At 69.9% G+C, this 13,489-nt stretch carries 15 protein-coding genes; 12 read left to right on the top strand and 3 right to left on the bottom strand.

Going from position 1 to position 13,489, the window contains the following annotated elements; translation table 11 throughout:
* The first annotated feature begins 116 nt into the window (after positions 1 to 116).
* The 5 genes from dop to prcA all read left to right on the top strand — a co-directional run bounded on the left by dop (position 117) and on the right by prcA (position 4,331).
* Positions 117 to 1,634, top strand: a complete 1,518-nt coding sequence (gene dop / locus ACQP2Y_RS30250; protein WP_433718552.1) for a depupylase/deamidase Dop — start codon at positions 117 to 119, stop codon at positions 1,632 to 1,634.
* A gap of 95 nt (positions 1,635 to 1,729) precedes the next feature.
* Positions 1,730 to 1,945, top strand: a complete 216-nt coding sequence (locus tag ACQP2Y_RS30245; RefSeq protein ID WP_106124861.1) for a ubiquitin-like protein Pup — start codon at positions 1,730 to 1,732, stop codon at positions 1,943 to 1,945.
* Between the two features lie 34 nt (positions 1,946 to 1,979).
* Complete coding sequence (locus ACQP2Y_RS30240; RefSeq protein ID WP_433718549.1) at positions 1,980 to 2,654, top strand: endonuclease VII domain-containing protein; 675 nt, start codon at positions 1,980 to 1,982, stop codon at positions 2,652 to 2,654.
* A complete protein-coding gene (gene prcB, locus ACQP2Y_RS30235) occupies positions 2,573 to 3,412 on the top strand; it encodes a proteasome subunit beta (protein ID WP_433718547.1) in 840 nt (279 codons plus the stop codon). Before ACQP2Y_RS30240 ends, prcB begins: the two co-directional genes overlap by 82 nt.
* A gap of 61 nt (positions 3,413 to 3,473) precedes the next feature.
* A complete protein-coding gene (gene prcA, locus ACQP2Y_RS30230; RefSeq protein WP_360815969.1) occupies positions 3,474 to 4,331 on the top strand; it encodes a proteasome subunit alpha in 858 nt (285 codons plus the stop codon).
* Between the two features lie 302 nt (positions 4,332 to 4,633).
* On the opposite strand, the gene rfbB is transcribed toward prcA, so the two are convergent.
* Positions 4,634 to 5,608, bottom strand: a complete 975-nt coding sequence (rfbB, locus tag ACQP2Y_RS30225) for a dTDP-glucose 4,6-dehydratase (protein ID WP_433718544.1) — start codon at positions 5,606 to 5,608, stop codon at positions 4,634 to 4,636.
* Between the two features lie 128 nt (positions 5,609 to 5,736).
* Here rfbB and pafA point away from each other — a divergent pair, with 128 nt between their 5' ends.
* Genes pafA through ACQP2Y_RS30210 form a run of 3 tightly spaced genes read left to right on the top strand, consistent with a single transcriptional unit; the run spans position 5,737 to position 7,857 of the window.
* Entirely contained in the window at positions 5,737 to 7,095 is a 1,359-nt protein-coding gene (gene pafA / locus ACQP2Y_RS30220; RefSeq protein ID WP_433718542.1) for a Pup--protein ligase, read from the top strand.
* Positions 7,096 to 7,118: 23 nt separating this feature from the next.
* Positions 7,119 to 7,340, top strand: coding sequence for a hypothetical protein (locus ACQP2Y_RS30215; RefSeq protein WP_433718540.1), 222 nt, complete (start codon positions 7,119 to 7,121; stop codon positions 7,338 to 7,340).
* A gap of 10 nt (positions 7,341 to 7,350) precedes the next feature.
* Complete coding sequence (locus tag ACQP2Y_RS30210) at positions 7,351 to 7,857, top strand: O-acetyl-ADP-ribose deacetylase (RefSeq protein WP_433718538.1); 507 nt, start codon at positions 7,351 to 7,353, stop codon at positions 7,855 to 7,857.
* 597 nt (positions 7,858 to 8,454) lie between these two features.
* Here the strand turns inward: ACQP2Y_RS30210 and ACQP2Y_RS30205 are convergent.
* Both ACQP2Y_RS30205 and ACQP2Y_RS30200 read right to left on the bottom strand, forming a co-directional pair.
* Positions 8,455 to 9,537 carry a DUF3866 family protein gene (locus ACQP2Y_RS30205; RefSeq protein ID WP_433718536.1) on the bottom strand — a complete coding sequence of 361 codons (1,083 nt, stop codon included), beginning with the start codon at positions 9,535 to 9,537 and terminating at the stop codon, positions 8,455 to 8,457.
* 10 nt (positions 9,538 to 9,547) lie between these two features.
* On the bottom strand, positions 9,548 to 10,543 hold the full coding sequence (locus tag ACQP2Y_RS30200) for a cation diffusion facilitator family transporter (protein ID WP_433732122.1): 996 nt from the start codon (positions 10,541 to 10,543) through the stop codon (positions 9,548 to 9,550).
* A gap of 152 nt (positions 10,544 to 10,695) precedes the next feature.
* Here ACQP2Y_RS30200 and ACQP2Y_RS30195 point away from each other — a divergent pair, with 152 nt between their 5' ends.
* The 4 genes from ACQP2Y_RS30195 to tatA all read left to right on the top strand — a co-directional run bounded on the left by ACQP2Y_RS30195 (position 10,696) and on the right by tatA (position 13,488).
* Positions 10,696 to 11,691, top strand: coding sequence for a helix-turn-helix transcriptional regulator (locus ACQP2Y_RS30195; protein WP_360815983.1), 996 nt, complete (start codon positions 10,696 to 10,698; stop codon positions 11,689 to 11,691).
* Positions 11,688 to 12,674, top strand: coding sequence for a helix-turn-helix transcriptional regulator (locus ACQP2Y_RS30190; RefSeq protein WP_433718534.1), 987 nt, complete (start codon positions 11,688 to 11,690; stop codon positions 12,672 to 12,674). The genes ACQP2Y_RS30195 and ACQP2Y_RS30190 overlap by 4 nt, the downstream gene beginning before the upstream one ends.
* Before the next feature lie 10 nt (positions 12,675 to 12,684).
* A complete protein-coding gene (locus ACQP2Y_RS30185) occupies positions 12,685 to 12,963 on the top strand; it encodes a hypothetical protein (protein ID WP_360815989.1) in 279 nt (92 codons plus the stop codon).
* 159 nt (positions 12,964 to 13,122) lie between these two features.
* A complete protein-coding gene (gene tatA / locus ACQP2Y_RS30180; protein WP_360815992.1) occupies positions 13,123 to 13,488 on the top strand; it encodes a Sec-independent protein translocase subunit TatA in 366 nt (121 codons plus the stop codon).
* Position 13,489 lies beyond the last annotated feature (1 nt).

Below are 13,489 nucleotides of genomic sequence, written 5' to 3'. Positions count from 1 at the left end.
TTGTGCATCTCTACCCTGCGTGTTCTGGTGCGCACGTGCGGGTGCGAGTACGGACAGAGAAGCGTCTAGGCTCGATACATGGGCAACGGCAGCACAGTGGCGGGTGGGGTGGCAGCATGAGCGTTCGACGAATCATGGGTACCGAGGTCGAGTACGGCATTTCGGTGCCCGGGCAGCCCGGCGCCAACCCGATGGTCACCTCCTCGCAGGTGGTCAACGCCTACGGAGCACGACCGGAGCTCAACCGCGGCGGCCGCGCCCGGTGGGACTACGAGGAGGAGTCGCCGCTGCGCGACGCCCGCGGATTCACCTACTCGGGTGCCGCGTACGACCCGGCCGACGCGCTCGCCGACGAGGACCTCGGCCTGGCCAACGTGATACTGACCAACGGCGCCCGCCTCTACGTCGACCACGCCCACCCGGAGTACAGCACCCCGGAATGCACCAACCCGCTGGACATCGTCCGCTGGGACAAGGCCGGCGAACGGGTCATGGCCGAGGCGTCCCGGCGCGCCGCCACGATCCCCGGCACCCACCGCATCCAGCTCTACAAGAACAACACCGACAACAAAGGCGCCTCGTACGGGTCGCACGAGAACTACCTCATGCGCCGCCAGACGCCGTTCGCCGACATCGTGGCCCACCTGACGCCGTTCTTCGTCACCCGCCAGATCTTCTGCGGCGCCGGCCGCGTCGGCATCGGCCAGGACGGCAGCGGCTCCGGTTTCCAGATCTCCTCGCGCGCCGACTTCTTCGAGGTCGAGGTCGGCCTGGAGACCACGCTGAAGCGGCCCATCATCAACACCCGCGACGAGCCGCACTCGGACGCGGACAAGTACCGCCGGCTGCACGTCATCATCGGCGACGCCAACCTCTCCGAGATCTCCACCTACCTCAAGGTCGGCACGACCGCCCTGATCCTCAACATGATCGAGGAGAAGGTGTTCACCGGCGAGCTCGGCATCGCCGACCCGGTCTCCGAGCTCAAGGCGGTCAGCCACGACCCGTCGCTCAAGCACCTCATGCGCCTGCGCGACGGCCGCAAGCTCACGGCGCTGGACCTGCAGTGGGCGTACTACGAGCGCGCCAAGGCGTTCTGCGACGAGCGCTACGGCTCAGACACGGACGAGCAGACCGCCGACATCCTGCAGCGCTGGGAGGACGTCCTCGACCAGCTCGGCCGCGACCCGATGCAGCTCTCCGACCAGCTCGACTGGGTGGCCAAGTTGCGCCTGCTGGAGGGCTACCGCGAGCGCGAGAACCTCACCTGGTCCTCGCCCAAGCTCCAGCTGGTCGACCTGCAGTACTCCGACGTCCGGACCGAGAAGGGCCTGTACCACCGCCTGGTCGCCCGCGGCTCGATGAAGACGCTGCTGGACGACGACGAGACCCGCCGCGCGATGGTGGAACCGCCCGAGGACACCCGGGCCTACTTCCGCGGCCAGTGCCTGGCCCGGTACGCGTCCGAAGTGGTCGCGGCCAGCTGGGACTCGGTGATCTTCGATGTGGGCCGCGAATCGCTCGTGCGCGTCCCGATGATGGAGCCCGAACGGGGCACCAAGAAGCACGTCGGCGCCCTGTTCGACAAGTGCGACACCGCGAAGGACCTGCTCGAGGTGATCACGAGCCGTTGACGGGGAAACGCCCGTGTGCCGACGGGCGTTTCTGTCGGACCCGCGAGGTAAGTTTTTCCCAACCCGAAGCGGTTGGGTCATGAAGGGGGACAGCCATGGCAACGCGAGACACCGGCGGTCAGTCGCAGTCCGGCAAGGGCAAGCGCGACGAGGAGATCGAGGACGTCACCACCGAGGCCAACCCTGAGGTTGCCGAACGCCACGCCGAAATCACCGAGGACGTCGACGACCTGCTCGACGAAATCGACTCGGTTTTGGAAGAAAACGCCGAGGAGTTCGTCCGTGGGTACGTGCAAAAAGGCGGCCAATAGGACATAGAAGGGCAATTCGGACATGCCACGGGGGTTGGACGATCGCGATGGTGAACGACGCTGCCGTGATTGTGGCGAGTGGAAGCCGCTGGAACAGTTCTGCGCCGGTAGCAAGCGTCCGAGCGGACGCGGCAGCTATTGCAAAGACTGCTACAACGTCAGGTCCAAGGCGAGCTACGCGAAGCGGATCAAGGAGCGCCACGGCCGAGCTGTCGTGACACCGCGCGTGGTGCCGGAAGGTCACCGCTATTGCCCTGACTGCGGCTCCGTCCGCCTCCTGACGGAGTTTCCCCGTAGCCGAAACGACACCGGTGGCTACGGCCGGTACTGCAAGCCGTGCCACAACGCTCGCGGCAAAGAGTCGAAGGATCGACTGCACGGAGGGACGCGCGAGTACCACCTGCGGCGGCGCTACGGCATCGGTCAGGTCGAGTTCAACGAGATGCTCGCTAAGCAAGGGGGAGTCTGTGCCATCTGCGGCGCCCCTGATCCCCAACACGTCGATCACGATCACCGCACCGGCTGGGTTCGCGGGATACTGTGCTTCAACTGCAACGGCGGCCTGGGGCAGTTCCGGGACAACCCGGTGTTCCTCGCCGAGGCTATTACGTATCTGAAAGGAACCACGTGGCAGCGGGTTTTGATCCATCCGGGCGTCTTCCAGATGTGTTCACCAATGCGGGGACGTCCTCCTTCACGCAGTTCCTGAGCCAAGCGGCCCCCGAGCTGCTGCCGGGTCGCCGGCCGCTGCCGCCGGGGATGGCCGCCGACATCGCGCCGCACGGCACGACCATCGTCGCCATCGCCACCGCCGACGGCGTCGTGATGGCCGGCGACCGGCGCGCCACCATGGGCAACCTCATCGCCAGCCGGGACATCGAGAAGGTGCACCCGGCCGACGCGTATTCACTCATCGGTATCGCCGGCACGGCCGGCATCGGCATCGAGCTGATGCGCATCTTCCAGGTCGAGCTGGAGCACTACGAGAAGATCGAGGGCACCATGCTGTCCCTCGACGGCAAGGCCAACCGCCTCGCCGCCATGGTGCGCGGCAATCTCGGTGCGGCCATGCAGGGCCTGGCCGTGGTGCCGCTGTTCGCGGGCTTCGACCTGTCCCCGTCCGACCCGTCGAAGGTGGGGCGCATCTTCAGCTTCGACGTCGCGGGCGGCCTCTACGAGGAGACCGGCTACGACGCGATCGGCTCCGGTTCGCTGTTCGCCAAGTCGGCGCTGAAGAAGCGTTACCGTCCCGGCGTCAGCACCCAGGACGCGATTCGCCTCGCGGTCGAGGCGCTCTACGACGCCGCTGACGACGACACCGCGACCGGTGGCCCCGACCTGACCCGCAAGATCTACCCGGTGGTGATGACCGCGACGGCGGACAGCACCCACCGGCTGACCGAGGCCGAGATCAACGCGGTGGCCGAGCAAGTGGTCGCCGGACGGATGGAGAACCCGGGCGGCTGACCGCTCACCGGTTTTCGCGCACCTGAACCCCGCCATCCGGTCTTCGAAGGAGTTGCCACCCGTGGCCATGCAGTTCTACGCCTCACCCGAGCAGGTCCAGCGCGACCGCTCGGAGTACGCCCGCAAGGGCATCGCCCGCGGCCGCTCCGCCGTCGTCCTCACCTACGAGGGCGGCGTCCTGCTGGTCGCCGAGAATCTCACCTCGCTGCGCAAGATCAGCGAGCTGTACGACAGGATCGGCTTCGCGGCGGTCGGCCGCTACAACGAGTTCGAGAGCCTGCGCCGGGCCGGCGTACGGATGGCCGACCTCAACGGCCTGGCCTACGACCGCCGGGACGTGACCGGCCGGGCGCTGGCGAACGCCTACACCCAGACGCTGGGTGCGATCTTCTCCGAGACGCAGAAGCCGTACGAGGTGGAGATCTGCGTGGCGCAGGTCGGCACCTCGCCGGAGGCCGACGAGCTCTACCGGATCACGTACGACGGCTCGGTGCAGGACGAGCCCGGCTTCATGGCGATGGGCGGCTCCGCCGAGGCCATCTCCACGGTGCTCAAGTCCCGCCACGACGTCGCAGCGGACCTGCAGACCGCCCTGGCGCTGGCGGTCGAGGGCCTGGCCAGCGTCGGCGGGGAGAACGGCACCCCGCGTACGCTCGGCGCCTCCCAGCTGGAGGTGGCGGTCCTGGACCGCAGCCGCAAGGGCCGCACCTTCCGCCGCATCTCGGGCGCGGCGCTGACGACGCTGCTCGAGGGCGGCAAGGACGAGCCGGAGAAGGAGGTCGGCGAGGCGGGTGACGTGGCACCGCCGGCGCCCGCTGAGGACAAGCCGACTGTTTCGGCCGCTTCGGTCGATCTGGAGGGCAAGCCCGAGGCTGACCCGGCCGAGCCGGCCGACGACACCAACGGCGACGGTTCCTGACCTGACTGGCTACCGGCCGCACCCCCAGCCTCGCCCGCGGTGGCCGGGCTCGGGGGGAGCGGCCGGGCCGGGAGCGGTTGGGCCCGGCCGCGTCGGGCTGACGCTCGGCCGAGCGGGCGTTGATGATTCGTGCGATCCGGTTGCCCTGGCGCGGGGGAATCACGGGCCAGGGCTGGCCGGACGGCCGGGCCAGGTTGACTACTGGGTCGGGCTGAAGGCCCGACCCCGGGCCGGCCTGATGTCGAGGTGACTGCTGGGCCGAGAGAGGCCTCACGGCTGAGGGGCGCGGGCCGGGCCGAGGCTCAGTCGATGACGTGCGGGCGCCACCAGTCCTCGTTGTCTCGATACCACTGCACCGTCTCCGCCAGGCCAGCCTCGAAGTCCACCCGAGGCCGATAGCCCAACTCCCGCCGGATCCGCTCGTCGTCCAGCGCATACCTGCGGTCGTGGCCCTTGCGGTCCTCGACCATCTCCACCCGGTCCCAACCCACCCCGCAGGCCTCCAGCAGCATCCCGGTCAGCTCCCGGTTCGTCAGCTCCCGGTTCCCACCGATGTGGTAGACCTCGCCTGCCTTCCCCTCCGCCAGCACCAGCGCCGTCCCCCGGCAGTGGTCGTCGACGTGCACCCAGTCCCGAACCTGCTGCCCGTCGCCGTACAGAGGCAGCGTGCGGCCCTCCAGCAGGTTCGTGACGAACCGGGGGATGAGTTTCTCGGGGTGCTGGTACGGCCCGTAGTTGTTGGCGCAGCGGGTCACCACGACCGGCAGTTGGTGGGTGCGGTGGTACGCCAACGCCAGCAGGTCCGCGCCCGCTTTCGTGGCCGCGTACGGGGAGTTCGGCGCCAGTGGCGACCGTTCCGTCCACGCCCCCGTGCTGATCGAGCCGTAGACCTCGTCCGTGGAGACGTGTACGAAGCGGCTGGTGCCGTGCCGCAGCGCCGCGTCGAGCAGCACCTGGGTGCCGACCACGTTGGTCATCGCGAACTCCGCGGCCGCCCGGATCGAGCGGTCGACGTGGGATTCGGCGGCGAAGTGCACGACCGCGTCGTGGCGGGGCAGCACCGAGTCGATCAGGGCCGCGTCGGCGATGTCACCGGGTACGAAGTCGAGGCGTTTGCTCTCCGCGACCGGGCCCAGGCTCGCGAAGTTGCCCGCGTACGTCAGCTTGTCGAGGACCGTGACCCGGGCACCCTCCAGGCCCGGCAGGGTGTCGGTGAGCGCGCCGCGGACGAAGTGGGAGCCGATGAAGCCGGCGCCGCCGGTGACCAGAAGATTCATCAAGCGGGAGTGTATCCGCAGGTCCAGGCTCTGCGAGTTGATCTTCACAGACGATCATGACAGATAGCACCGGTGAAAGGGCGCGTTGTCACTGCCGCGAATGCCCCCGGTGCGGCTAGTGTTTCGTCATGGAACGGCGAATTTTCGGCCTCGAAACCGAGTACGGAGTCACGTGCACCTACCGGGGACAGCGGCGGCTGTCGCCGGACGAAGTGGCCCGCTACCTGTTCCGCCGAGTGGTGTCCTGGGGACGGTCCAGCAACGTCTTCCTCCGCAACGGTGCCCGCCTCTACCTCGATGTCGGCTCCCACCCCGAGTACGCGACCCCCGAGTGCGACTCCGTCACCGACCTGGTCGCCCATGACCGTGCCGGTGAGCGGATCCTGGAAGGTCTCCTCGTCGACGCGGAGAAACGCCTGCACGACGAGGGCATCGCCGGTGAGATCTACCTCTTCAAGAACAACACCGACTCGGCCGGCAACTCGTACGGCTGCCACGAGAACTACCTGGTGAGCCGGCACGGCGAGTTCGGGCGCCTCGCCGACGTGCTCATCCCGTTCCTCGTCACCCGCCAGCTGATCTGCGGCGCCGGCAAGGTGCTGCAGACCCCGCGCGGTGCGGTCTTCTGCCTCTCGCAGCGGGCCGAGCACATCTGGGAGGGCGTCTCCAGCGCGACGACGCGCAGCCGCCCGATCATCAACACCCGCGACGAGCCGCACGCCGACGCCGAGCGCTACCGGCGCCTGCACGTCATCGTCGGCGACTCCAACATGAACGAGGTCACCACGCTGCTCAAGGTCGGCAGCGCCGACATCGTGCTGCGGATGATCGAGGCCGGCGTGGTCATGCGCGACCTGTCCCTGGAGAACCCGATCCGGGCCATCCGCGAGGTCTCGCACGACATCACCGGCCGCCGCAAGATCCGCCTGGCCAACAACAAAGAGGTCAGCGCGCTCGAGATCCAGCAGGAATACCTGGCCAAGGCCACCGAGTTCGTCGAGCGCCGCGGCGGCGACCCGACCGCCAAGCGGGTCATCGAGCTGTGGACCCGGGTGCTCAACGCCATCGAGAGCGGCGACCTCGACCCGGTGTCCCGCGAGATCGACTGGGTCTCGAAGTACAAGCTGATCGAGCGCTACCAGGCCAAGCACGAGATGCCGATGTCGCACCCGCGGATCGCGCAGCTCGACCTGGCGTACCACGACGTGCGCCGCGGCCGCGGCCTCTACGCCCTGATGGAGAAGCGCAAGCAGGTCGACCGCATCTCCAACGACCTCGAGATCTTCGAGGCCAAGGAGACGCCGCCGCAGACGACCCGCGCACGCTTGCGCGGCGAGTTCATCCGGCACGCCCAGGAGAAGCGCCGCGACTTCACGGTCGACTGGGTGCACCTCAAGCTCAACGACCAGGCGCAGCGCACGGTCCTGTGCAAGGACCCGTTCCGCGCCTACGACGAGCGGGTGGAGCGCCTCATCGCCAGCATGTGAGCGAACGGTAGGCTGGTCGGGCCATGACGACGCCAGCGCCCGAGCCCGACCAGCGCCCCTCCGGCGAAAAGCCGGAGGAGCCCATCGAGGACGTCAAACCCAGCCTGGTGGCACGCCGCCGCGAACGCCTTCGCGCCGAGATCCACGAGGCCCGCCACGGTAACCACCTGGTCCCGACCTGGATGCTGACAACGATCCTGGTCGTGATCGTGGTGGGCTGGCTCTACCTGATCTACTCCGCCTGAGCGAGGGGTCATGGCGCGGATCGAGATCGTGGTCGCGGACATCACCGGCGAAGCCGTGGACGCGATCGTTACCGCGGCCAACGAATCCCTGCTCGGCGGCGGTGGTGTGGACGGTGCCGTGCACCGAGCGGCCGGCCCGCAGCTCGCCGAAGCGGGAGCGGCGCTCGCACCCCTCGATCCGGGCGATGCGGTGGCCACCCCGGCCTTTGATTTGCAGCCGTCGGTCCGGCATGTGATCCACACGGTCGGCCCGGTCTGGGAGGGCGGCGACCAGGGCGAGGCTGAGGTGCTGGCTTCGTGCTACCGGCGCTCGCTGGAGGAAGCCGACCGCATCGGGGCGCGCACGGTGGCATTTCCGGCGATCGCTACCGGGGTCTATGGCTTCCCGGTGGAGGAAGCGGCGGGCATCGCGGTCCGCACGATCAAGGACACCCCGACGGCGGTGGAGACGATCCGGCTGGTCGCCTACGACGCCGAAGCAGGGGAGATCCTGCAGGCGGCGCTGAGCGCAAGCTGAACGGTAGGGGTCGGCAGTTCAGGGGCCGCCGGGGCAGGGTCCAGAAGATCGAGGACTTCAAGATCAAGAACGGAAAGATCAAGTTCTTGAAGATCAAGGTCAGGTCGTGCGTGGTTGCATGGCGCTGACCGTCGCTCCCGCCGATTGCCAGATCCGTGCGGAGTCACCCTCCCGCGCTACGCGCGAAACCGCACCACTACACAAGCCGCGCTGAGCAAAGTTGTCGCGCTGCGGGCGGAGCCGTGCCACTGCGCGCTGCGTTGAGCGAGTTTGTCGCGCTGCGGGCGGAGCCGTGCCACTGCGCGCGCCGCGCTGAGCGAGATTGTGGCGCTGCGGGCGGAGCCGTGCCACTGCGCGCGCCGCGCTGAGCGAGATTGTGGCGCTGCGGGCGGAGCCGTGCCACTGCGCGCTGCGTTGAGCGAGTTTGTCGCACTGCGGGCGGAGCCACGCCACGGCGCAAGCCGCGCTGAGCGAGACTGTCGCCCTGCGGGGGACCGCATCATGGCGCAAGCCGCGCGGCGCGCGATTGCCACGCTGAGCGTCGCAGTGCGCTGCCGCGACACGAGCCGTGCGCGACGACCTGTGCGTCGCGAACGGTCAAGGAATCAGAGTGGCAGCGTGGCGTCCCGCCGCTGCCGCTGCCACGAAGTAGGCGTGGTCCTCCGTCAACCCTCTACCCATCGTGGACAGCCGGACCGGGCTGGCCAGCAGCGCCGCGTCCAAGCCGTCGGTCGCCACGTGCACCAGGCGGTGCAGAGTCGCCAGCGGCGCCAGGGCGTCCTCCACCGCCTTCGCCAGGTCGGTCGGCAGGTCGTCCGGAATCACGAGATCCGCCGGAACCAGGGCCACCTTCCCGTACGCGGTCAGGCTGTGGTGGGAGACGCCGCGGTGACGCGCGCGCCCGTCGGCGTCCGAGATGCGCAGGGAGCCCACCGGAGTGCCCTGCAGGGCCACGATCGCGTTGATCGCCTCGCCCAAGGCCACCCCGGAGAAGCCCCAGGGCGTACCCGTGCCGAGGTTGCCCGGGCCCTGCGCCACGATCGCCACGTCCGCCGACAAGATGTGCCGGGCGGCCAACAGCCCTGTGTGCAGGGTGCTGGACTCCAGGTCGCCGCCGAACGACTGGCCTGTAGTCACCGTGCCGGCCAGGTGGTCGCGAAGGCCGTCCAGGGTGCGGGAGAACCACGCCGGGAGGGCGCCGCCGTCGGTCATCACGTAGGCGACCTTCGCGTCCGGGCGGTCCGCGTGGATGCCCGCCAGGACCGCCGGCAGGGCCGAGTGCAGGTCCGCCGTCACCACCGGCATGCCGTCCAGGCTTTCCGCGGTTGCCATTACCTCACGGTGCGGGGACGCCTCCTCGTCCACGCCCAGCAGGATCGGCTGCAGCGGGGTGTAGCGGGCCTTCACCAGGTGGCCCGCGTCGCGGTCGGTGCCGGTCGACGGCGGGTCCGGTGGCAGCCGGTCGGGGAGCGCCACCACCAGGGCGTAACCGCCGGTGCCCAGGCCCATCACCAGGGCGCCCACGTTCAGCAGGACGCGGTCGCCGACTTCCGGCGTACCGGTCAGGGCCGGGTAGGCCAGCGCCCGCAGCGCGCCTTCGTCCGTCGTCACGTCGAGTTCGACGGCGCCGCGCCACTCGCGTCGTACTGCGGATACCGTTCCTGATCGCCAGCGCACCATGGCGGCGACCCTATATGTCCACTCCGCCGTCGCGGTGGTTGCGTCCGGCCCGGCCTCGCGTCGGGTCCAGGAACACGTACTGGATGCCCGGGTAGCGGGCCCGCAGCCGGCGCTCGGCCTCGTCCGACGCCGCCTCGATCTCCGCCCCGCTGACGTCGTCGTTGAAGTCGACCTTGGCCGCCACCAGGATCGCGCCCGGGCCCAGCTGCATGGTCAGCAGCGTCGGGACCGCCGTCACCACCGGGATGCCGGCCAGGTCGTCGGCGATCTGGTTGTGCATACGCCGCGGCACCGCCCGGCCGACCAGCAGCGACACGTTGGCGCGGGCCAGCACGGTCGCGACCACCAGCAGCAGCAGGCCGATCGCGATCGAGGCCAGGCCGTCCCACAGCTCGGCGCCGGTGATCTGGGACAGCGCGATGCCGGCCGCCGCCAGGATCAGGCCGATCAGCGCCGCCGAGTCCTCGAAGTAGACGGCCTTGACCGTGGTGTCCGAGGTGAGCCGCAGGAACCGCCGGCGGGTGATGCCCCAGCGTTTCGACTCCCCGGTCACCTGCCGCTGCGCCTTGAGGAACGAGGTGCCCTCGGCCAGGAACGACACGCCCAGCACGATGTACGACACCAGAAAGTCACCGCTGTGCTCGCCGCTGATGATGGTCGTCACACCGTGGTAGATCGAGAAGCCCGCGCCGCCGACGAAGGTGAACAGGGCCGCGATGAACGCCCAGACGAAGCTCTCCTTGCCGTACCCGAACGGGTGCTCTTCGTCCGGTTGCTTGGTGCCGCGGCGCAGGGCGACGAACAGGAACACCTCGGTGACCGTGTCGGCGAGCGAGTGCGCGGCCTCGGACAGCATGGCCGCCGAACCCGACAACATGCCCGCGACCAGCTTGGCCGCGGCGATGGCCAGGTTGGCCAGGCCGGCGACGACGACGGTGCCGACGCTCTCGTTGCCCTCGTCGTCCGGCGACTCCGACGGGTCGGCGGGCTCCGCCGGGGCGGGCAGGGCCGAGCCGCCGGCCACGCCGAGGGGCAGGTGATCGTCGGGCTCGGTGAGCGGGGGACCGGCGGTGGGCGTCTTCTCTGGCACGCGTGCAGGTTTCCCTCCGGCGGTCACGAATAACCTCAGCGGCGTCGTTGCTGCTAGCGTTTCCTCTCGTGTCGCGGACCCGCACCGAGCGCCTGGTGAACCTGGTGATCTGTCTGCTGTCCACGCGACGGTTCCTGACCGCCGCGCAGATCGCCGCGACCGTGCCCGGGTACGAGCACGACCCCGAGGATCCCCGCGACCACGAGGCGTTCCAGCGCAAGTTCGAGCGCGACAAGGCCGAGCTGCGCGAGCTGGGCGTGCCGCTGGAGACGGGCCTGGCCAGCGCCTTCGACACCGAGTCCGGTTACCGGATCGCCCACCGCGAGTACGCCCTGCCGGACATCCCGCTCGAACCGGACGAAGCCGCCGCCGTCGGTATCGCCGCCCGGCTCTGGCAGCACGCCGGTCTCGCCGCCGCGGCCTCCTCCGGCCTGGCCAAGCTGCGCGCCGCCGGTGTCGAGGTCGACCCGCAGGCCACCCTCGGCATGGAGCCGGTGATGACCGTCGACCCGGCGTTCGGGCCGCTCACCGCCGCTGCCCGGGCCCGCCGCGCGGTCACCTTCTCCTACCGCGTCCCCGAGGTCGACGAGCCGTCCACCCGCCGGCTCCAGCCCTGGGGCGTGGTCTGCTGGCAGGGCCGCTGGTACGTCGTCGGCCACGACCGGGACCGGCGGGCCACCCGCTGCTTCCGGCTGTCCCGCATCGTCGGAGTGGTCCGCCCGGTCGGCTCCGAGGGCGCGTTCACCCCGCCGGAGAACGTCGACCTGATCAGCCACGTCGCCCGCTGGTCCGGGCCGGTCGAGCGCAACGGGCGGGCCACCGTGCTCGTGCAGCCCGGCCGGGCCGCGGGGCTGCGCCGGCTGGCGATCGAGACGGTGCCCGGTCCGGACGGCGATCGCCTGACCATCCCGTACTCCGATGTCGAGTGGCTGGCCTCGCGGCTGGTCGGCTACGGCGCCGAGGTGCGCGCGGACGGGCCGCCGGAGCTCCGCGACGCCGTCATCCAGCAGCTCAAGGAGGTCGTGGCCCGCCACGAGCGGGTGCAGCCCGCGGTGCTGCGATGACCCCTCAGCCCCGTACCCGGGAGAACAAGGCCTCCGCCGACCGCCTGGGCCGGCTGCTCAACCTGGTGCCCTATCTGCTGGCCCGGCCCGGGATCCTGGTCGCGGAAGCGGCCGCGGCCTTCGGGATCACCGAGCGGCAGCTGCGCGAGGACCTGGAGCTGCTCTGGGTCTGCGGGCTGCCGGGGTACGGCCCCGGCGACCTGATCGACATGGCGCTCGACGGCGACCGGGTGACCATCACCTACGACGCGGGCATCGACCGGCCGCTGCGGCTCAACCCCGACGAGGCTCTCGCCCTGGTCGTGGCCCTGCGGATGCTGGCCGAGACGCCCGGCACGGGGTCGCGCGACGCGGTCGAACGGGCCCTGGCCAAGATCGAGAACGCGGCCGGTGACGTCGCGGACACCCCGGTCGCGGTGCGGCTGCCCGCGGACAACGAACGGGTCGACGCGATCCGCGGTGTGGTCGAGCGGCGGCACGCCATGCGCCTGACCTACTACACGCCGGCCCGGGACGAGACCACCGAGCGGGTGGTCGACCCGATGCGGATGCTGATGGTCGGTCCCCGGGCCTACCTGGAGGCGTGGTGCCGCCGGGCCGAGGGCACCCGGCTGTTCCGGGTGGACCGCATCGACGCCTTCACCGAGCTGGAGGAGCCTTCGGCGCCGCCGGCCCAGGCGGTGCCGCACGACGTCAGCGATGGCGTGTTCCATCCGTCGCAGGACCTGCCGCTGGTCACGCTGCGGGTGGGCCGCGGCAGCCGGTGGATCACCGAGTACTACCCGTGCGAGGACGTGCGGCGCGACGGCGACGAGTGGATCGTCACGATGCGGGTCACCGACCTGGGCTGGGCCCAGCGGCTGCTGCTGGGGCTGGGCCCGGACGTGACCGTGGTCGGCCCGGTCGAGCTCGTCGACCGGATCCGCGAACAGGCCGCCACCGCGCTGGACCAGTACGCGGCGACCCCACCCGTCACCGCCTAAGCTGTCCGCCATGGTGAAGTGGATCGTGATCGCCGTGGTGGCGCTCGCACTGATCATTCTGGTCGTGGCTGTGTTCTCCGTGCTGAACAGGCTCAACGGGCTGGACCGGGCGGCGCGGCGCCTGCAGCGTCGGCAGGCCGAGGCGATGAAGCTCCAGCAGGGCGCCGTGGTCCTGGAGGAGTCCGTGGCCGGCCTGCAGCAACGGGCCGAGATCATGCAGGCGCAGCTCGCCGTCATCAAGGCCGGACAGGGCGCCTCCGACGGGAAACACTCCTTAAAGAAGGCCTGACCCGCGTGGTAGCGTGCGGCGTTCCCCGTGCGTTGTCCGAAAATTCCTCGGACCGGATCGCAATCAAACAGCTCCGGCATGGGCCGCTCCCGACAACCACACGTACGATGGACCCCGCATCACCCGTCAGGACCCTGATCCGATCGACTGGAGTTATCCATGGGCGCCCTCAAGCCGTGGCACATCGCCATCTTCGTCGTCGTCCTCGTGCTGTTGTTCGGCGCGAAGCGGCTGCCGGACGCCGCGAGGTCGCTCGGCCGGTCGCTGCGGATCATCAAGGCCGAGACCAAGGGCCTCGTGGACGACAACGACAACGTCGCCGAGAAGGCTGAGCCGCAGTATTCGCGCCAGCCGCTGCAGCCCAACGAGATCCACCAGCCGGGCCAGCCGGGCTACCAGCAGGCGCCGCCGCCCGGATACCAGCAGCCGGGCTACCAGCAGCAGCCCAACGGCCAGCAGTACCCGCCGCAGCAGCCGCCGGCCCAGCCGTACGTGGACCCGGTGCAGCGCACCAACGACCGCTGAT

Origin of the sequence: Actinoplanes sp. CA-051413 (genome assembly GCF_050955795.1) — a bacterium.
In the GTDB taxonomy this organism is placed as follows: Bacteria; Actinomycetota; Actinomycetes; order Mycobacteriales; family Micromonosporaceae; genus Actinoplanes.
The sequence above is the reverse complement of the archived record's forward strand: the minus strand, read 5'-3'. Positions and strand labels throughout refer to the sequence as shown.